Source organism: Kaistia sp. 32K (assembly GCF_016629525.1).
In the GTDB taxonomy this organism is placed as follows: domain Bacteria; phylum Pseudomonadota; class Alphaproteobacteria; order Rhizobiales; family Kaistiaceae; genus Kaistia.
On the sequence record NZ_AP024269.1, the window covers coordinates 3097044 to 3115446 of the forward strand.

At 66.5% G+C, this 18403-nt stretch carries 16 protein-coding genes and 1 pseudogene; 13 read left to right on the forward strand and 4 right to left on the reverse strand.

Annotated elements, in window-relative coordinates; translation table 11 throughout:
- Positions 1–79: 79 nt before the first annotated feature.
- Entirely contained in the window at positions 80–1741 is a 1662-nt protein-coding gene (locus K32_RS14385) for an electron transfer flavoprotein-ubiquinone oxidoreductase (RefSeq protein WP_201400184.1), read from the reverse strand.
- Between the two features lie 143 nt (positions 1742–1884).
- A complete protein-coding gene (locus K32_RS14390; protein ID WP_371812680.1) occupies positions 1885–3198 on the reverse strand; it encodes a sorbosone dehydrogenase family protein in 1314 nt (437 codons plus the stop codon).
- An 86-nt stretch (positions 3199–3284) separates the two neighbouring features.
- On the opposite strand from K32_RS14390, the gene K32_RS14395 reads away from it, so the two are divergent.
- Positions 3285–4112, forward strand: coding sequence for a uracil-DNA glycosylase (locus tag K32_RS14395; protein WP_201400185.1), 828 nt, complete (start codon positions 3285–3287; stop codon positions 4110–4112).
- Positions 4113–4258: 146 nt separating this feature from the next.
- Complete coding sequence (locus tag K32_RS14400) at positions 4259–5554, forward strand: MFS transporter (RefSeq protein WP_201400186.1); 1296 nt, start codon at positions 4259–4261, stop codon at positions 5552–5554.
- A gap of 235 nt (positions 5555–5789) precedes the next feature.
- Here K32_RS14400 and K32_RS14405 read toward each other — a convergent pair whose 3' ends face one another.
- Complete coding sequence (locus K32_RS14405) at positions 5790–6287, reverse strand: flavin reductase family protein (protein WP_201400187.1); 498 nt, start codon at positions 6285–6287, stop codon at positions 5790–5792.
- Positions 6288–6562: 275 nt separating this feature from the next.
- Here K32_RS14405 and K32_RS14410 point away from each other — a divergent pair, with 275 nt between their 5' ends.
- The 7 genes and pseudogenes from K32_RS14410 to K32_RS14440 all read left to right on the forward strand — a co-directional run bounded on the left by K32_RS14410 (position 6563) and on the right by K32_RS14440 (position 13418).
- Positions 6563–7480 (forward strand): branched-chain amino acid ABC transporter permease, encoded by a 918-nt coding sequence (locus K32_RS14410; RefSeq protein WP_201400188.1) that lies wholly within the window; start codon positions 6563–6565, stop codon positions 7478–7480.
- 41 nt (positions 7481–7521) lie between these two features.
- The gene (gene livM / locus K32_RS14415; protein ID WP_371813040.1) at positions 7522–8868 is read left to right on the forward strand and encodes a high-affinity branched-chain amino acid ABC transporter permease LivM; all 1347 of its coding nucleotides are present in this window, start codon (positions 7522–7524) and stop codon (positions 8866–8868) included.
- Positions 8868–9743, forward strand: a pseudogene (locus K32_RS14420) (ABC transporter ATP-binding protein); the annotation flags it as partial. The gene livM and the pseudogene K32_RS14420, both read left to right, overlap by 1 nt.
- 20 nt (positions 9744–9763) lie before the next feature.
- Positions 9764–10501, forward strand: coding sequence for an ABC transporter ATP-binding protein (locus K32_RS14425; RefSeq protein ID WP_201400191.1), 738 nt, complete (start codon positions 9764–9766; stop codon positions 10499–10501).
- Between the two features lie 40 nt (positions 10502–10541).
- Complete coding sequence (locus tag K32_RS14430; protein ID WP_201400192.1) at positions 10542–10886, forward strand: DUF6867 family protein; 345 nt, start codon at positions 10542–10544, stop codon at positions 10884–10886.
- Between the two features lie 164 nt (positions 10887–11050).
- Positions 11051–12169, forward strand: a complete 1119-nt coding sequence (locus K32_RS14435; protein ID WP_201400193.1) for a branched-chain amino acid ABC transporter substrate-binding protein — start codon at positions 11051–11053, stop codon at positions 12167–12169.
- Positions 12170–12275: 106 nt separating this feature from the next.
- Positions 12276–13418: a branched-chain amino acid ABC transporter substrate-binding protein gene (locus K32_RS14440; RefSeq protein WP_201400194.1), complete on the forward strand. Its 1143-nt coding sequence runs from the start codon at positions 12276–12278 to the stop codon at positions 13416–13418.
- Positions 13419–13801: 383 nt separating this feature from the next.
- Here the strand turns inward: K32_RS14440 and K32_RS14445 are convergent, their stop codons facing one another.
- The gene (locus tag K32_RS14445) at positions 13802–15049 is read right to left on the reverse strand and encodes an FAD-binding oxidoreductase (protein WP_201400195.1); all 1248 of its coding nucleotides are present in this window, start codon (positions 15047–15049) and stop codon (positions 13802–13804) included.
- Positions 15050–15207: 158 nt separating this feature from the next.
- On the opposite strand from K32_RS14445, the gene rpe reads away from it, so the two are divergent.
- The 4 genes from rpe to purB all read left to right on the forward strand — a co-directional run bounded on the left by rpe (position 15208) and on the right by purB (position 18384).
- Entirely contained in the window at positions 15208–15873 is a 666-nt protein-coding gene (gene rpe, locus K32_RS14450) for a ribulose-phosphate 3-epimerase (RefSeq protein WP_201400196.1), read from the forward strand.
- Between the two features lie 28 nt (positions 15874–15901).
- A complete protein-coding gene (locus K32_RS14455; RefSeq protein ID WP_201400197.1) occupies positions 15902–16612 on the forward strand; it encodes a DUF2259 domain-containing protein in 711 nt (236 codons plus the stop codon).
- 67 nt (positions 16613–16679) lie between these two features.
- Positions 16680–17006 (forward strand): hypothetical protein, encoded by a 327-nt coding sequence (locus K32_RS14460; protein ID WP_201400198.1) that lies wholly within the window; start codon positions 16680–16682, stop codon positions 17004–17006.
- Between the two features lie 70 nt (positions 17007–17076).
- Positions 17077–18384: an adenylosuccinate lyase gene (purB, locus tag K32_RS14465; protein WP_201400199.1), complete on the forward strand. Its 1308-nt coding sequence runs from the start codon at positions 17077–17079 to the stop codon at positions 18382–18384.
- Positions 18385–18403: the final 19 nt, after the last annotated feature.

Sequence of the window (18403 nt, forward strand, 5' to 3'; positions counted from 1 at the left end):
GTCTGCTAACACGGCAAGGAGACCAGTCCTAGGCGGTGGAGATCACGTATTGGTGAGCCCAATACATTCCCTAACGTCATCACATATTTGGATAATTGGGTCCGCCCGCGCCTTCCGGCGTGGTCCAGTTGATGTTCTGGTTCGGATCCTTGATGTCGCAGGTCTTGCAGTGGACGCAGTTCTGCGCGTTGATCACGAAGCGCGGGCCGTCCGCCTCCTCGACCCATTCATAGACGCCGGCCGGGCAATAGCGCGCCGACGGGCCGGCATAGACATCGTGCTCGGACGTCTTCTGCAGCGCCGCGTCCAGCACCTTCAGATGCACCGGCTGGTCTTCCTCGTGGTTGGTGTTCGACAGGAACACCGAGGAGAGACGGTCGAAGGTCAGAACGCCGTCCGGCTTCGGATATTCGATCTTCTTGCACGCTGCCGCCGGCTTCGTCGCGGCGAAATCCGGCTTGCCGTGCTTCAGCGTGCCGAACAGCGTGAAGCCGAGCGTATTCGCCCACATGTCGGCGCCGCCGAGCGCGATGCCGAGATAGGTGCCGAGCTTCGACCACAGCGGCTTGACGTTGCGAACCCGCTTCAGGTCCTTGCCGATCGGCCCCGAGCGCCAGTTCGCCTCGTAGCCGAGCAGCTCGTCATGCGCGCGGCCGGCGGCCAGCGCGTCGGCGACGTTCTCCGCCGCCTCCATGCCCGACAGCATGGCGTTGTGGCTGCCCTTGATGCGCGGCACGTTGACGAAACCGGCCGAGCAGCCGATCAGCGCGCCGCCCGGGAAGACCAGCTTCGGCACCGACTGATAGCCGCCCTCGGTGATGGCGCGGGCGCCATAGGAGAGGCGCTTGCCGCCGGCGAAGACGGGAGCGATCGCCGGATGCGTCTTGAAGCGCTGGAATTCCTCGAAGGGCGAGAGATACGGGTTCTCGTAGTTCAGGTGCACCACGAAGCCGACGACGACCTGGTTGTCCTCGAGGTGATAGAGGAACGAGCCGCCGCCGGTCGAGCCGTCGAGCGGCCAGCCGAAGGAATGCTGCACCAGGCCGGGCTTGTGCAGCTTCGGATCGACCTGCCAGAGCTCCTTGATGCCGATGCCGTATTTCTGCGGCTCGCGCCCTTCCGCCAGGCCGAAGGCGCCGATCAGCTGCTTGGCGAGCGAGCCGCGCGCGCCCTCGCCGATCAGCGTGTACTTGCCCCGAAGCTCCATGCCGCGCTGAAAATTCGGGCCCGGCTCGCCGTCGCGGCCGACGCCCATGTCGCCGGTGGCGACGCCGGCGACGGCGCCGTTCTCGTCATGCAGCAGTTCCGCCGCCGCGAAGCCCGGATAGATCTCGACGCCGAGCGCCTCGGCCTTCTCCGCCAGCCAGCGGCAGACATTGCCGAGCGAGACGATGTAGTTGCCGTGGTTCGACATCAGCGGCGGCATCAGGAAATTGGGCAGGCGGACCGAACCGGCCGGACCGAGGAACAGGAACTGGTCCTCCGTCACCGGTGTCTTCAGCGGCGTGTCCGTCTCCTGCCGCCATTCCGGCAGCAGCTTGTCGAGCGCGATCGGATCGAGGACCGCGCCGGAGAGGATATGCGCGCCGACTTCCGAGCCCTTCTCCACCACAACGACGGAGATGTCCGGATCGCGCTGTTTGAGACGGATCGCCGCTGCCAGACCGGCGGGGCCAGCCCCCACGATCACAACGTCAAATTCCATCGCCTCGCGTTCGGGAAGCTCTGCCGAGAGTGTCATACTGCCTGTCCGGTTCCGAATGTCGGCCCTGTTTAGAAGAGCAACAAAGGACAGGCAATGCCGAAAATATAGATCTGCGAAGGACTTGATGAGCCCCTCGCATAACATGATGCATCGGGACGGCGATGGTCGGTATTACAGAATTAATTCGCCTTCCGAACCCGCCAAATCGTTCCGTTGGCGTCTTCGGAGACGTAGAGCGCGCCGTCCTTGCCGGTGGTGACGCCCACCGGCCGGCCCCACAATGTCTTGTCGGAGAGAACGAAGCCGGTCATGAAGTCTTCATAGGCTCCCGTCGGCTTGCCGTCCTTCATGAGCAGGCGCACTACCTTGTATCCCGTCGGCTTGCCGCGGTTCCAGGAGCCGTGCAGCGCGACGAAGCCGTCGCCTCGATAGTCGACCGGAAAGGCCTCGCCTTCATAGAAGGTCATGCCGAGTGGCGCCGAATGGGGCTGGATCAGCACATCCGGCACGGTGACCCGATCCTTCAGCTCGGCACGGGCGCCGTCATGGCGCGGATCCGGGTTGGCGCCGATATAGAACCAGGGCCAACCATAGAAGCCGCCCTCCCGCACACTCGTCGCATAGTCGGGCGGCAGATTGTCGCCAAGGCCGTCCCGCTCGTTGGTGGCGCACCAGAGTGCCCCGCTCGACGGCTCGATCGCCAAGCCAGAGCAATTGCGAATCCCGGCCGCGAAGGTTCGCAGTCCGCCGCCGTGGGGATCGGCCGTGAGCACGGCGGCCCGCCCCGCCTCCGGGCCCCAGGCAGCGCCGAGCCCGTGCCGGCCCTCCCAGTCGGCGATCGCCGTCTGGCTTTTCTCCCCCATCCGCTCGCCGGCATTCGACGCCGACCCGACCGAGATGAACAGCTTCTTGCCATCGGCGGAGAAGGCGATGTCGCGCGTCCAGTGCGGACCGCCATTCGGCAGGCCGTCGACGATGATTTCGGCCTTGCCGCCCGCCTTCTGGTCGCCGGGCGAATAGGGGAAGCGGACGACCTTGTTCGTCTCGGCGACATAGACGAATTGCGGATCCGGACCGGGTGGATAGAAAGCGATCCCATAGGGACGGTTGAGACCGCTCGCGAAGATGGCGGGATCCCCGCCACCGGAATGCAGCACCCTGATCTGCCCGGCGCCGCTTTCGGCGAGGAAGATGTCGCCATTCGGCGCGGTTCGCAGGACGCGCGGGATTTTCAGCCCCTGCGCCACCAGTTCCGCCACGAAGCCGGCCGGAACCCGCGGCAACCGGTTCTTCGGCCGGGCGACGACGTCTGGCTGGGTGGCGACCGAATCCGTCGCGTAGGGCGCCGGCAGGTCGCCGGGACGGATCAGCCGCTGCACGCCGGGCCGGTCGGCGCGCCAATCGCCGAACGCCGCCGTCCCCGTGCGCGGCTGGGCCGCGAGTGCCATCGAAGGTGCCAGGATGAGAAGAGCGGCCAACAGACGTCCGGTCACGGCGGTTTCTCCCTGAATTATGCTATTGTGAGCTGCCCCCACAGGGTCGACATAGGTGCCGGTTGCGCCTACTCAAGAACGGCATGATGGCCCGAGAGTTTCATCCTCCCTCCCCCGAAGCGCTCGCCGCGCTGCTGGATTGGTACGTCGCCAACGAGGTCGACGTGGCGATCGAGGAGGAGGCTGTCAACCGGCTGGTGCCGCGCGCCGCCGAGGAGCCGCCGCAGCCGGTCGGCCGCGACCTGCCGCTGCCGGTCGCCGAGCCGGCGCCCCGGCCACAGCCAATGATCGCTACCGCCGCCTCGCCCGAGGCGGACGCGTTTGCCGCCCGCGAAGCGGCGATGAGCGCCAACTCGCTCGCCGAGCTCGACGACATCCTCGGCCGCTTTGAGGGCTGCGCCCTGAAGATGACGGCGAAGTCGCTGGTCACGGCCGAGGGCAATCCGAACGCGCGCGTCATGCTGATCGGCGATCCGCCTGGCCGCGACGAGGACCTGCAGGGCGAGGTATTCGCCGGCCCCGCCGGCACCCTGCTCGACCGCATGCTCGCCGCCATCGGCCTCGCCCGCGGCGACGTCTATGTAGCGCCGATCGTACCCTGGCGGCCGCCGGGCAACCGCGCCCTGACCCCGCAGGAGGCCGCCGTCTGCCGCCCGTTCATCGAGCGGCGGATCGCGCTCGTCGATCCCGATTTCCTGGTTTTCCTCGGTGCTACGGCGGCGAAGGAATTGTTGCAGACTTCGGAAGGAATTCTGCGGCTGCGCGGCCAGTGGCGCACCTACGACACCGGCAACCGGCAGATCCAGGCGATGGCGACGCTGCACCCGTCACACCTTCTGTTACAGCCGATACAAAAACGTCTGGTCTGGCGCGATCTTCTGTCGCTCAAGGTCGCTCTTGGCGGCGGCATTTGACGAAGACCTGATAATCACGTCGTATTTCATGCTGTAAACTTAATATTCACCCTAAAGTGCCATGATTTGGACATGTCGGCGGTCGACAAGGTCGAACCACCACAATCGATTCAAATTCTGCCGCATCTTCGGCGTCTCCGGTCAAAATGGCATCGCAGCTCATCCCCGTCGCCGCACTCCTCATCGGGTCGGCACTCCTGCTCGTCGCAGGCGGCATTCACGGCCTGCTTCTTCCCATCCGCGGAGCGATCGAGGGATTCACGACGACGGAACTGGGCCTGATCGGCACCGGCTGGGCCGTCGGCTTCGTGCTCGGCTGCCTGGTCGTGCCGCGCATCGTGCGCCGGGTCGGCCATGTCCGCGCCTATGGCGTGATGGCGTCGATCGCCGGCGTCGTCATCCTGCTCAACCTCCTGATCATCTCGCCCTGGGCGTGGATCGGGCTGCGCGCCTTCTCCGGCTTCTGCTTCGCCGGCGCCCAGATGATCGTCGAGAGCTGGCTGAACGAGCGCTGCACGCGGGAAAATCGCGGCACGATCTTCTCGGTCTACCAGATGGTGAATTTCGCCGCGTCGACGGCGGGCCAGCTGCTGCTGGCGACGGCGCCGGCCGAGGGCTTCTTCTTCTTCGTGCTCGGCGCGATCTTCTACTGCCTGGCGATCCTGCCGTCGGCCTTGTCGACGGCGCAGACGCCGCGTCCCCTGAAGACGACCAAGATCGACCTGCGCAGCCTGTTCCGCAATTCGCCGGTCTCGGCCGTCGGCTGCTTCCTGATCGGCCTCGTCAACGGCGCCTTCGGCACGCTCGGCGCCGTGTATGGCCAGAAGATCGGCCTGCCGACCGCCGTCATCGCCTTCTTCATGAGCGCGGCCGTGCTCGGCGGCGCCGTCACCCAGGTGCCGCTCGGCAAGCTCTCCGACAAGGTCGACCGGCGCTATGTGCTGATCGGCGTCGCCGCCGCCGCCATTGTCATGAGCCTCGCCATCGCCTTCGTCAGGCCGACCGAGCCCGGGGTGATCATCGCCATGATCGCGCTGTTCGGCGGCATGATCTATCCGATGTACGGCCTCACCGTCGCCCACGCCAACGACTACACCGCCCCGGACGACTTCGTGAAGGTGGCGAGCGGCCTGCTCTTGATGTCGGGCTTCGGCACGATGATCGGACCGATCATCGGCGCGCTCGGCATGGAATATCTCGGCCCGGCCGGCCTCTTCACCTTCTTCTCGGTCGTCCACGTCGTGCTGATCGCCTACACGGCCTATCGCATGTCGCGGCGGCCTGCGCCCCGCGACGTGCCGCGCGACGCCTTCCAGCCGGTGCCGCCGCTGAAGAACGCGACGCCGGAGACGATCGCGCTCGATCCGCGCGCCGACGAAACGAAGCCCGCCGCGCCGCCGGCGCTACTCGCGCCGGCTCCGGCCAACGCGCCGACGCCCTGATCGCCGGCCCGGGCTTCGACAGGCGGCCCGATTTGCTGCCCGCCCCGTGTCGTCCCCTCACCTCTCCCTGAGGGAGAGGTCGGCTCGAAGAGCCGGATGAGGGTTTAGGGAACCATCCGGATAGGGCTCCGGCTCCGAAGATTTTCCTTTGAGGCCGTGAACCCTCACCCGCCGCACTGCGTGCGTCGACCTCTCCCTCAGGGAGAGGTGCAGGAAGGGTATTCGCCAGCCCGCTTCAGACCCGGCGGTACGCCCGGTCGAGATAGACCAGCGCCTGGTCGTGCGAGCCGACCCGGACCGCCTCGACCAAGCCGAACAGCACCGAGTGCGAGCCCTGCTCGACCACTTCGGTCAGGCGGCAGTCGAAGCTGGCGCGGGCCGATTCCAGCACCGGCGCGCCGGTTGAGAGCGTCACCCAGGCGCCGAGCGCGAAGCGCTGCGGCATGGTGAGCCCGGTCCGTCCGGCGAAGGCCTGGGCCAGATCCTGCTGGTTGCCCTCCAGCGTGTTGACGCAGAAGATGCCGTTCCGCTTGAAGGCGGCATTGGTCAGACTCTTGCGGTTGACGCAGACGAGCACGATCGGCGGGCTGTCGGAAACCGAGGTGACCGCCGAGGCGGTCAGGCCGCACGCGCCGCCCTCGCCTGATGTCGTGACCACGTGAACGGGAGCGACGAGGCGGCTCATCGCTTCGCGGTACATAGCCGGATCGACCAGATCCGTGAGCGTATCCATGCTTCCTCTTATCCCACACTTCCCCGCGGCGTCTCGTGTGGTCGTATCGGGTCGCATCGGCGTCGACAAGCCACCCTCTTGGGCAGGCCGCTAAAAATATGCCTACAATTAAATCAGGTAGACTTATTATATTACCTTACGGAATCGCCTGTTTTTCGTGCAGCTTTTGTTTTGTTCGTTTCCAGTTGCCAAGCGAAAAATTCGGTGACAGGCTCCTTGCGGGAACAGTGCATTCAAGAAGCAACAAAAATGAGCTTCATGCGGGGATCCAACAGATGGAAGTATTCCTACAACAGCTGATCAACGGGATCACGCTAGGGTCGATCTATGGTCTGATTGCAATCGGATACACGATGGTGTTCGGCATCATCGGCATGGTCAACTTCTCGCACGGCGATGTCTTCATGACGTCCGCCTTCATAGCCCTGATATTTCTCCTGGTTCTGACGACAGTATTCGGCATGACGTCGATGATACTCGCGCTCGTCATCGTTCTGGTGATCGCGATGGTGCTGACGAGCCTCTTGAGCTGGGCCATCGAGCGGGTCGCCTATCGGCCGCTGCGCGGCTCGTTCCGCCTGGCGCCGCTGATCTCGGCGATCGGCATGTCGATCGTGCTTTCGAATTTCGTGCAGGTCGCGCAGGGCCCGCGCAACAAGCCGATCCCACCGATCTTCAGCGGCGGCATCGAGGTGATGAACTCGAACAATTTCGCGGTCACCCTCTCCTACAAGCAGATCATGATCTGGGTCGTCACGGCCGTGCTGCTGGCGGCGTTCTGGTACATCGTGCAGAAGACGCCGCTCGGCCGCGCCCAGCGCGCCTGCGAGCAGGACCGCAAGATGGCCGCGCTGCTCGGCGTCAATGTCGACCGCACCATCTCGCTGACCTTCGTCATGGGCGCCGCACTCGCCGCCGTGGCCGGCACGCTCTACCTCTCCTATTACGGCGTGGTGAACTTCTCCGACGGGTTCGTGCCCGGCGTGAAGGCGTTCACGGCGGCGGTTCTCGGCGGCATCGGCTCGCTGCCGGGCGCCGTGATCGGCGGCCTCCTGATCGGTCTGATCGAGACGTTCTGGTCGGGCTATTTCTCGATCGACTACAAGGACGTGGCCGCGTTCTCGATCCTCGCGATCGTGCTCATCTTCATGCCGCAGGGACTCCTCGGACGACCTGAAGTCGAGAAGGTGTGACCATGGCACCCGAAGCGACGGTAAACAAACATGGCCCGGATATCGCCGCGGCCGTGAAGGACGCCCTGTTGAGCGGCCTCGTGGCGCTCGCCCTGTTCGGGCCGCTGGTCGGCCTCCGGACCGAGCAGAACATTCGCAACGAGCTGGCGATCCAGCAACGGTGGGGGCTGGTCGCCGCCATCGTCGCAACGATCGTCATCGGCCGCTTCCTGCTTCTGACCCTGGTCTGGCCGGCCATGTCGGCCCGCAAGCAGCGCGTCTCGGCCCAGCCGGACACGGGGCCCTCGACGCTTCGACAGGCCCTGTCGCGCTGGTTCGCGCCGGCCTCGATCGTCTTCCTGTTCCTCTATCCGGCCCTGATCGTGAGCGCGCTCGGTTTCCAGGGCTCGCTGAAATGGGTCGACAATTTCGGCATCCAGATCCTGATCTACGTGATGCTGGGCTGGGGGCTGAACATCGTCGTCGGCCTCGCCGGCCTGCTCGATCTCGGCTACGTCGCCTTCTATGCCGTCGGCGCCTATTCCTATGCGCTGCTTTCCAGCCATTTCGGCCTGTCGTTCTGGATCCTGCTGCCGATGGCCGGCATCTTCGCCGCCCTCTGGGGCATCATGCTCGGCTTCCCGGTGCTGCGGCTGCGGGGCGACTATCTCGCCATCGTCACGCTCGCCTTCGGCGAGATCATTAGGCTGGTGCTGATCAATTTCCGCGAGCTCACCAACGGCTCGGCCGGCATCAGCTCGATCCCGAAGGTGACGCTGTTCGGCATCAAGTTCGACGCCTCGCCGGACGGCTTCGCCAAGCTGTTCGACCTGCCGATCTCGTCGGCCTATTACAAGATCTTCCTCTATTACCTGATCCTGCTGCTGGCGCTTTTGACCGCCTTCGTGACGATCCGGCTGCGCAAGCTCCCCGTCGGCCGCGCCTGGGAGGCGCTGCGCGAGGACGAGATCGCCTGCCGCTCGCTCGGCATCAACACCACCAACACCAAGTTGACCGCCTTTGCGCTGGGCGCCATGTTCGCCGGCTTCGCCGGATCCTTCTTCGCCGCGCGCCAGGGCTTCGTCAGCCCCGAATCCTTCACCTTCATGGAATCGGCGATCATCGTGGCGATCGTCGTGCTCGGCGGCATGGGCTCGATGGTCGGCGTGGCGCTGGCGGCCGTCGCCATGATCGGCGGCACCGAACTGCTGCGCGAGCTCGACTTCCTCAAGGTCATCTTCGGCGACAATTTCGATCCCAACCAGTTCCGCATGCTGCTGTTCGGGCTCGCCATGGTCGGCGTGATGATCTGGAAGCCGCGCGGCTTCGTCTCAGCGCGCGAGCCGACGATCTTCCTGACCGAGAAGAAGGTCATTTCCGGCACGCTGGTGAAGGAGGGTCACGGCTGATGGCGGCTCCCCTTCAGACAGTGCCCACGGACGCCCCGCCCTGGGAGACGAACCCCGTCCTCACCGTCGAGCATGTTTTCATGCGCTTCGGCGGGCTGGTGGCGGTCAACGACCTCTCCTTCAGCGTCGGCCGCGGCGACATCACCGCCCTGATCGGCCCGAACGGCGCCGGCAAGACGACGGTGTTCAACTGCATCACCGGCTTCTACAAGCCGACGCAGGGCATGCTCCGGCTGGAGCATGCGGACGGCGCCACCTTCCTGCTCGAGCGGATGCCGGATTTCCGGATTTCCGCCAAGGCCCGGGTGGCGCGGACGTTCCAGAACATCCGCCTGTTCTCCGGCATGACGCTCCTGGAAAACCTGCTGGTCGCCCAGCACAACACGCTGATGATGGCCTCCGGCATGACCATCCTCGGCGTGCTCGGACTGCCGGGTTACCGCCGGGCCGAGAAACGGGCGATCGAGCGGGCGAAATACTGGCTCGACAAGACCGGGCTCACCTCCCGCGCCGACGACCCGGCCGGCGACCTGCCCTATGGCGCGCAGCGCCGGCTCGAGATCGCCCGCGCCATGTGCATCGAGCCGGAGCTGCTCTGCCTCGACGAGCCCGCCGCCGGCCTCAATCCGCGCGAATCCGCCGAGCTCAACGCCCTGCTCCTCGGCATCCGCGAAACCGAGAAGACCTCGCTCCTCCTGATCGAGCACGACATGTCGGTGGTGATGGAGATCTCCGATCACGTCATCGTCCTCGAATACGGCACCAAGATCGCCGACGGCACGCCGTCGGAGGTGCGCAACGATCCCCGCGTCATCGCCGCCTATCTCGGCGTCGACGACCGCGAGATCGAGGTGGTCGAGGAGAAGCTGGACCAGATCATCGAAGGAGCGGCGACATGAGCGACGCCAACGGCGCGCCGCTGCTCTCCGTGCAGGGCGCCAAGACCTATTACGGCAAGATCATCGCCCTGAAGGGGGTCGACGTCGACGTCCACAAGGGTGAGATCGTCACCCTGATCGGCGCCAACGGCGCGGGCAAGTCGACGCTGATGATGACCATCTGCGGCAATCCCCGCGCTCGCGAAGGCAAGGTCCTCTTCGAAGGTCGCGACATCACCAACATGCCGACGCACGAGATCGCGCGGCTGCGCATCGCGCAGTCGCCGGAAGGGCGCCGGATCTTCCCGCGCATGACCGTGCTCGAAAACCTGCAGATGGGCGCAGCACTCGACAACCTCGCCCATTTCGACGAGGACGTGGAGCGGATGTTCACGCTGTTCCCGCGCCTGAAGGAACGCATCGCCCAGCGCGGCGGCACGCTTTCCGGCGGCGAGCAGCAGATGCTGGCGATCGCCCGCGCCCTGATGGCGCGGCCGAAGCTCCTGATGCTCGACGAGCCCTCGCTCGGGCTCGCGCCGCTCATCGTCAAGCAGATCTTCGACGTCATCGGCGAGCTGAACCGCACCGAGGGGCTCACCGTCTTCCTGGTCGAGCAGAACGCATATCACGCGCTGAAGCTGGCGCATCGCGGCTATGTGCTGGTGAACGGCCTCGTCACCATGACGGGAACCGGCCGGGAACTGCTGCAGAAGCCGGAGATCCGCGCCGCCTATCTGGAAGGAGGCGCGCATTGACCTCCGCTCCTCCCATACTCCCGAAAGCGAGGCCTTGCTGATGTCCGGCATCCTCTATGAAGAAGCCTCGTTCGGCACCTTCCTGCTGGTGACCGTCATCATGGGCGGCGCGGGCGCCTGGATGACGGGACGGGCCTGCGCGCTGACCTGGCGCCCCTATCCGATGCTCCTCTTCTACCTGCTGGTGCTGTCCTTCGGGGTGCGCTTCATCCACTTCTCGCTGTTCGAGGCGACGCTGCTTTCACTGCACTACTGGATCGTCGACGCGATCTTCGTGCTCGCCGTCGGCTCGATCGCCTATCGCTACACCCGCACCAACCAGATGGTGTCGCAATACTACTGGCTTTACGCAAAGTCAGGACCGTTTGCATGGCGACCCTTATGAAGGAGACGCACGCCCGGAGCGATGTTTCGTAACTGTTCGAGTATTGAAATCAGAATCCGGATGACAGCCTCTAGGAAATCGGCAAGATAAGCGATCAGAACGGGGCTCAAATCCGCATAAATGGGCCAAAGGCCCACCTTCCAGTACGAACGGGAGACTTACGAATGAAGAAGTCGATTATTTCCGGTCTTGCGCTCGCCGCCGGCCTGACGCTTGCCGGCATGGCCCACGCGGACGACATCAAGATCGCCGCCGCGGGCCCGCTGACCGGTCCCAACGCCGCCTTCGGCGCCCAGATCCAGAAGGGCACGGAACAGGCGATCGCCGACATCAACGCCGCCGGCGGCGTCAACGGCAACAAGTTCGTCCTGAGCCTCGGCGACGACGTCTCCGATCCGAAACAGGGCGTCTCGGTCGCCAACAAGTTCGTCGGCGACGGCGTGACCTATGTCGTCGGCCATTTCAACTCCGGCGTCTCGATCCCGGCCTCGGAAGTCTATGCCGAAAACGGCATCTTCCAGATCTCGCCGGCCTCGACCAACCCGAAATACACCGAGCGCGATCTCTGGAACACCTTCCGTACCTGCGGTCGTGACGACCAGCAGGGCGCGGTCGCCGGCAAGTACATCGTCGACCACCTGAAGGACAAGAAGATCGCCATCATCCACGACAAGACCCCCTATGGTCAGGGCCTTGCCGACGAAACCAAGAAGGCCGCCAACGCCGGCGGCGTCACCGAAGTCATCTATGAAGGCATCAATGTCGGCGACAAGGACTTCTCGGCCTTGATCTCCAAGATGAAGTCGGCCGGCGTCGAGGTGATCTACTATGGCGGCCTGCACCAGGAAGCCGGTTTGATCGTCCGCCAGGCGGCCGAGCAGGGCCTGAAGGCCGTGCTGTTCTCCGGCGACGGCATCACAGACCGTGAGTTCGCGGCGATCGCCGGCCCGGCCGCCGACGGCACGCTGATGACCTTCGGTCCCGATCCGCGCCTGAACCCCGACGCCAAGGAAGTGGTGGAACGCTTCCGCGCCTCGGGCTTCGAGCCGGAAGCCTACACGCTCTACTCCTATGCCAGCGTCCAGGTCATCGCCCAGGCGATCGAGAAGGCCGGCACGACCGACCCGCAGAAGGTCGCGGAAGTCGTCCGGACGGGCGGCCCGTGGAAGACGGTTCTCGGCCCGCTCTCCTTCGACAAGAAGGGTGACCGCACCACCGCCGATTACGTCGTCTACTCCTGGGTCAAGGACGCCGACGGCAAGCTCGACTACAAGCAGCTCTGACCCAGCCGCTGTCTGAGACAGACGCCCGCGCCTCTCCGAGACGCGGGCGTTTTCTTTTTGTCCCCCGCCGGGCATGATCGCGCCAATGCCCCCTGAAGGACGATCCATGCCGCTCAGCGCTTCCTTGACCCGCCTCCCCCTGTCGCTCGCCCGGTTGCTGGCTTTTTCCGCGCTCGGCCTCACCGCCCTCGCCGGCCCGGCCCGCGCCGATATCCGCGTCATGGCGGTCGGCCCGATGAGCGGCCCCTATCAGGCGCTCGGCAAGCAGATCCGCTCCGGCGTCGAGATGGCGGTCGACGCCCTCAACGCCACCGGCGGCATCCAGGGCGAGCGCATCGTCGTCGATATCGAGGACGATGCCTGCAAGGCGGACAACGCGCTCGCCGCCGCCAACCGCGCCGTCGGCCGCGGCGACGCGCTGGTCGTCGGCCATGTCTGCGCCGAGGCGGCGCTGGCGGCCGCCCCCGTCTATGTCGACAACGCGCTGGTGGCGATCACGCCGGCCGTCACCGCCGACCGCTTCACCGACCATCGCCCGGGGCCGACGCTCTTCCGCCTTGCCGCCCGCGACGACGCGCAGGGCGCGGCGGCCGGCGCCTTCCTCGCCGAGCGCTTCGGCGGCGCGCGCATCGCCGTGCTCAATGACGGCTCGCCCTATGGCAAGCCGCTCGCCGAGGCGACCAAGCGGGCGATGAACGAAGCCGGCAAGCGCGAAGCCCGTGCCGACAGCTTCGATCCCGGCGCCAAGGAATATTCCGCCCTCGCCGACCGGCTGATCGCCGATGCCATCGACGTCGTCTTCGTCGGCGGAGACCAGGGCGACACCGCCCTGATCCTGAAGGCGCTCCGGGCCAAGGGATCGGAGGCCGTCATCGTCGGCGGCGACGCGCTGGCATCCGGCGAGTTCAAAACCTCGGCCGGCAGTCTCGCCGACGGCACGCTTTTGACCTTCTTCACCGACTGGCGGCGCGGCGGCGCGGCCGACGCCGTCGACGACGCGCTGCGCACCGCCGGCGTCGAGCCGCAGGGCTATGTGCTGCCGGCCTATGCCGCCGTCCAGCTCTGGGCCGCCGCCCGGCGCGCCAGCGGCTCCGACAAGGGCGCCGACATCGCGACGACGATCGCCGGCACCGCGACCCCGACCGTTCTCGGCCCCGTCGGCTTCGACGCCAAGGGCGACGCCGACATCCAGGGCTTTTCCATTTTTCGCTGGCAGGACGGGGTGCTCACCCCGGACGCGAGAGATTAACGGCCTCCAGACCGTCGGTCAGGAGCAGGACCCGGCAGGACGAGGCTGCCCTTCACCTCTCCCTGAGGGAGAGGTCGACGCACGCAGTGCGGCGGGTGAGGGTTTACGGCGGATCAGACCTGTCTCGACCAACCGGGCGCTTCATCCGGAGGGTTCCCTAAACCCTCACCCGGAGCTTCGCTCCGACCTCTCCCTCAGGGAGAGGTGAAGGAGAAGCCTTTGCCGCGGGTTCGTGGCGCCAACAATTTCCTCCGTCATCCCGGGCGGAGACCCGGGATCCATTCAGCTGGGTTGCCACCCACGCGAAACTCCCTTCGGCGCGGCTGGATGGATCCCTGCTTCCGCAGGGATGACGAGCGCGCGGAGAAGTAAAAGCCTGCCCCCTACCGAAACCGCAGCGGGCTGAACGGGGCCGGGTCGACGAAGGGCATCTCGCGGGTGATCAGCTCGGCCACCAGCCGCCCCGTTGCCGGGCCGAGCGTGAAGCCGAGATGGCCGTGGCCGAAATTGAGCCAGAGGCCGGGATGGCGCGGCGCCGGGCCGATGACCGGCAGCGAATCCGGCAGGCAGGGGCGCGCGCCCATCCAGGGCTCCGCCTCGATCTGGTCGCCGAGCGGGAACAGCGCCTTCACCTGCGGCAGGATGCGGCCGATCTGGACGGGCGTCGGCGGCGCGTCGCGCGCGTCGAACTCGATGCCGGAGGTGATGCGGTAGCCCTGCCGCATCGGCGTCAGCACATAGCCATGCGCGACATCGACCACCGGCCGCTCCAGCACGGCGTCGCCGCGCGGCTTGAAATGGACGTGGTAGCCGCGCTTGACGGCGAGCGGATAGCGGTAGCCGAGCGGCTTCAGCAGATCCATCGCCCAGGGGCCGAGCGCCACGACGACGTCGGGCGCCGTGGCCTGCCGGCCGTCGATATCGACCACCCAGAGATCGTTCTCGCGCCGGAGCGTCAGCGCGTCGCCCTGCGAGATCGTGCCGCCCATCGCCTCGAACAGCCGCGCATAGGCCTTGGTGACGCCACCGGGGCTCGACACCGACACCGTGTCCGGCCAGAACACGCCGCGCGCGAAGACGGGCGCGAGGTCCGGCTCCAGATCGGTGATCTCGTGGCCGTCGAGGATCTCGTAACGGACGCCGAAGCGCTCGGCGAGCGCCATATGCGCCTTCGTGTCCGCCTCGAAGCCGGCGATGCTGCGATAGCCCTTGATCCAGCCGGTGCCGCGAAAGAACTCGACCGCCCTGCCCTTGCCGGCGATCACCCCGTGCTCGCTGGCGGCATGCGAGAGCAGCGGGTTCATCGCCTCGGCGTGATACTCGATCGCGCGCGGCGACGTGCCGGCGCGAAGCCGCATCAGCCAGGGCGCGATCTTCGGCAGGAAACGCGGATTGTAGTGCAGCTCCGTTTCCTGGTTGCGGCCATATTTCCACAACGCGCTGATCTTGCGCGGGAAGACGATCGGGTAGAAGCCCTCGCGCTCGATGACGCCGGCATTGCCATAGGAGGTCGCTTCGCCAGGATCGCGCTTGTCGATCAGGGCGACGGTGCGATTGCGCTTCTGCAGGTTGAGCGCGGTCGAGACGCCGACGATGCCGGCCCCCAGCACGATCGTGTCGAACCGCTCCATCTCGCCATTGCCGGGAATCGCTCTGTTCCTTCCTCTCGTTGAGGGGAGTTTGCCCGTCTCGCGCCGGGCGGGCAATTGCCCCGTTCCCCCTACCGTGATACGGCCGGATTATCCGTGACCCGGACCCGAACCAGGGTCCCGTAGCTGAAAGCAATATCATGGCCGCGCCCCTGCTGATCTCGCCCTCCATCCTCGCATCGGACTTTTCCCGTCTCGGCGAAGAGGTGGCTGCGGTCGAGGCCGCCGGCGCCGACTGGATCCATCTCGACATCATGGACGGCCACTTCGTGCCGAACATCACCTTCGGCCCGCCGGTCGTGCGCGCGCTGCGGCCGCTGACCAAGGCGGTGTTCGACGTGCACCTGATGATCACGCCGGCCGACCCCTATCTGGCCGAGTTCGCGGAAGCCGGCGCCGACCTGATCACCGTCCATGCCGAGGCCGGCCCGCATCTCCACCGCTCGCTGCAGACGATCCGCAATCTCGGCAAGAAGGCCGGCGTCGCGCTGAACCCGTCGACGCCCGAAAGCGCCATCGCCTATGTGCTCGACATGGTCGATCTCGTGCTGGTCATGAGCGTCAATCCGGGCTTCGGCGGCCAGAGCTTCATCCCCGAGGCGGTCGACAAGGTCGCCCGCGTCCGGGCGATGCTCGGCGACCGTCCGGTCCATATCGAGGTCGACGGCGGCGTGACGCCCGCCACCGCCCCGGCGCTGGTCAGCGCCGGCGCCGACGTCCTGGTCGCCGGATCCTCCGTGTTCAAGGGCGGCCCCGCCGCCTATGCCGCGAACATCGCCGCCATCCGCTCTTCGACGCGCGCCTGATCCGCCAGAAACCAAGGGAAGACCGTCCATGCGCAGCCTTGCCCTCGCCCTCCTGCTCTCCGCCGCCGCGCTGGCGGCGCCGGCCCATGCGGGCGATTTCGCGGAGCGGACCCTCCTCGGCTTCTCCGCCGATGGCGACCGCTTCGCCTTCGAGGAGTTCGGCGTCCAGGACGGCTCGGGCTTCCCCTATGCCAACATCTTCGTCGTCGACACGACCCGCGATAGCTGGGTCGACGGCACGCCGATCCGCGTCCGTCTCGACGACGAGGCGCAGGGCATCGCCGCCGCGCGGCAGCAGGCGGCCGAGAAGGCCGCGCCGCATCTGAAGACGATCGTTGAGCCCGGTCGGCTCCTCGCCTCCAACCCGATCACCGAGGTTGGCCCCGATCCCTACAAGGTCGTCTTCAAGCGCCACCCGGTACAGCAACTGCCCGGCCCGGATCTGACGCTCGAGCTGGAGACAATCCCGCTCGCCGCGCCCGGCAACGACGATCCCGCCTACAAGACCCAAGGCTTCCGCCTCGTGCTGAAGACGGAGGACGGCACGACGGTCCTGCATGAGGACAAGGCGCTGCCGCCGAGCCGCGGCACGGTGCTGGATTATCGCATCCACGATGTCGTGATCCACCAGCCCTTCGGCCAGCCGGCGACGCTCGTCGTGCTGCTGCAGGTGCTGACGCGCGGCTTCGAGGGTCCGGACGGTGGCTATCTGGCGGTGACGGCGAAGCTTCCCGCCTGAACCGGGGCGGGAACGCTCGCGCGGATCGGCCGTTGGGGTGGCGGGGCTCTCTGAGGAGGACCGCTTCATGTCGCAGTCCCGACACCTGAAAGACGAACCGCGCCGCCACCCCCGGATGGTGGCGCTCGGTACGATCCTCGGCGCATCCGCGCTCTTTCTCCTCTTTGCGACGCCGGCCATCGCCGAAGATCTCGTCCTGACCCAGGACGCCGAGGTTCCGCCGCCCGTCGTCGAGGCGCCGCCCCCGCCGGCGCCTCCGCCGCCCGGATGCGCGAAGACCACGCTGCGCACCGAGAACGACGCCGGCACGACGGTCCAGACGCGGACCGACTGCCCGCCCGTGCTGCCTCCCGACGAGCCGCTGCCGCCTCCGCCTCCGCCGCCGCTTCAATAGGCAGGCGATCGGGTTGTTCGGGCCCTCTCGCTCTGTTAGACCCCGGGGCGAAAACTGAGAGGGCCCGCCAATGATCCCGCGCTACTCGCGCCCCGAAATGACGGCGATCTGGTCGCCGGAGACCAAGTTCCGCATCTGGTTCGAAATCGAGGCGCATGCGCTCGACGCGCTGGCCGAAATCGGCACCGTGCCGAAGTCGGCGGCCGAGACCGTCTGGGCCAAGGGCGGCGCCGCCACCTTCGACATCGACCGCATCGACGAGATCGAGCGGGTCACCAAGCACGACGTCATCGCCTTCCTGACGCATCTGGCCGAGATCGTCGGCGAGGACGCCCGTTTCGTGCACCAGGGCATGACCTCGTCCGACGTGCTCGACACCTGCTTCAACATCCAGCTGGTGCGCGCCGCAGACCTGCTGATCGCCGATGTCGACAAGCTGCTCGCCGCGCTCAAGCGCAGGGCGTTCGAGCACAAGGACACCGTCACGATCGGCCGCAGCCACGGCATTCACGCCGAGCCGATCACCTTCGGCATGAAGATGGCCCAGGCCTATGCCGAGTTCGACCGCTGCCGCGCCCGCCTGGTCGCCGCCCGCGCCGAAGTCGCCACCTGCGCCATCTCCGGCGCCGTCGGCTCCTTCGCCAACATCGATCCCCGCGTCGAGGAACATGTGGCGGAGAAGCTCGGCCTGGTGCCGGAGCCGGTCTCGACGCAGGTCATCCCGCGCGATCGCCACGCCATGTATTTCGCGACCCTCGGCGTTGTCGCCTCGTCGATCGAGCGCCTCGCCACCGAGATCCGCCATCTGCAGCGCACCGAAGTGCTCGAAGCCGAGGAGTATTTCTCCCCCGGCCAGAAGGGCTCGTCGGCGATGCCGCACAAGCGCAATCCGGTGCTCACCGAGAACCTGACCGGCCTCGCCCGTCTGGTGCGCGGCATGGCGCTGCCGGCGATGGAGAACGTCGCGCTCTGGCACGAGCGCGACATCTCGCACTCCTCGGTCGAGCGCATGATCGGCCCGGACGCGACGGTGACGCTCGATTTCGCGCTGGCGCGTCTTACCGGCGTCATCGACAAGCTGCTGGTCTATCCCGAGAACATGCAGAAGAACCTCGACCGCCTCGGCGGCCTGGTCCATTCGCAGCGCGTGCTTCTCGCCCTGACGCAGAAGGGCGCCTCGCGCGAGGACGCCTATGCCCTCGTGCAGCGTAACGCCATGAAGGTCTGGGAACAGGGCGCCGACTTCCTGACCGAGCTCAAGGCCGACGCGGACGTCAGGGCGCTGCTCACCGACGCGGAGATCGAGGAGAAGTTCGACCTCGGCTACCACACCAAGCAGATCGACACGATCTTCCGCCGCGTCTTCGGCGAGGCGTAAAGCTTCGGCAAGACGAAGC

Excerpts from the sequence above, each read along its gene's own strand:
- K32_RS14410 (WP_201400188.1), top strand. The coding sequence starts at position 6,563 with ATGGAAGTATTCCTACAACAGCTGATCAACGGGATCACGCTAGGGTCG.
- rpe (WP_201400196.1), top strand. The coding sequence starts at position 15,208 with ATGGCCGCGCCCCTGCTGATCTCGCCCTCCATCCTCGCATCGGACTTT.
- K32_RS14405 (WP_201400187.1), bottom strand. The coding sequence starts at position 6,287 with ATGGATACGCTCACGGATCTGGTCGATCCGGCTATGTACCGCGAAGCG.
- K32_RS14385 (WP_201400184.1), bottom strand. The coding sequence starts at position 1,741 with ATGACACTCTCGGCAGAGCTTCCCGAACGCGAGGCGATGGAATTTGAC.
- K32_RS14395 (WP_201400185.1), top strand. The coding sequence starts at position 3,285 with ATGGCCCGAGAGTTTCATCCTCCCTCCCCCGAAGCGCTCGCCGCGCTG.
- K32_RS14460 (WP_201400198.1), top strand. The coding sequence starts at position 16,680 with ATGTCGCAGTCCCGACACCTGAAAGACGAACCGCGCCGCCACCCCCGG.
- K32_RS14430 (WP_201400192.1), top strand. The coding sequence starts at position 10,542 with ATGTCCGGCATCCTCTATGAAGAAGCCTCGTTCGGCACCTTCCTGCTG.
- K32_RS14455 (WP_201400197.1), top strand. The coding sequence starts at position 15,902 with ATGCGCAGCCTTGCCCTCGCCCTCCTGCTCTCCGCCGCCGCGCTGGCG.
- K32_RS14425 (WP_201400191.1), top strand. The coding sequence starts at position 9,764 with ATGAGCGACGCCAACGGCGCGCCGCTGCTCTCCGTGCAGGGCGCCAAG.
- purB (WP_201400199.1), top strand. The coding sequence starts at position 17,077 with ATGATCCCGCGCTACTCGCGCCCCGAAATGACGGCGATCTGGTCGCCG.
- K32_RS14440 (WP_201400194.1), top strand. The coding sequence starts at position 12,276 with ATGCCGCTCAGCGCTTCCTTGACCCGCCTCCCCCTGTCGCTCGCCCGG.
- K32_RS14435 (WP_201400193.1), top strand. The coding sequence starts at position 11,051 with ATGAAGAAGTCGATTATTTCCGGTCTTGCGCTCGCCGCCGGCCTGACG.
- K32_RS14400 (WP_201400186.1), top strand. The coding sequence starts at position 4,259 with ATGGCATCGCAGCTCATCCCCGTCGCCGCACTCCTCATCGGGTCGGCA.
- K32_RS14445 (WP_201400195.1), bottom strand. The coding sequence starts at position 15,049 with ATGGAGCGGTTCGACACGATCGTGCTGGGGGCCGGCATCGTCGGCGTC.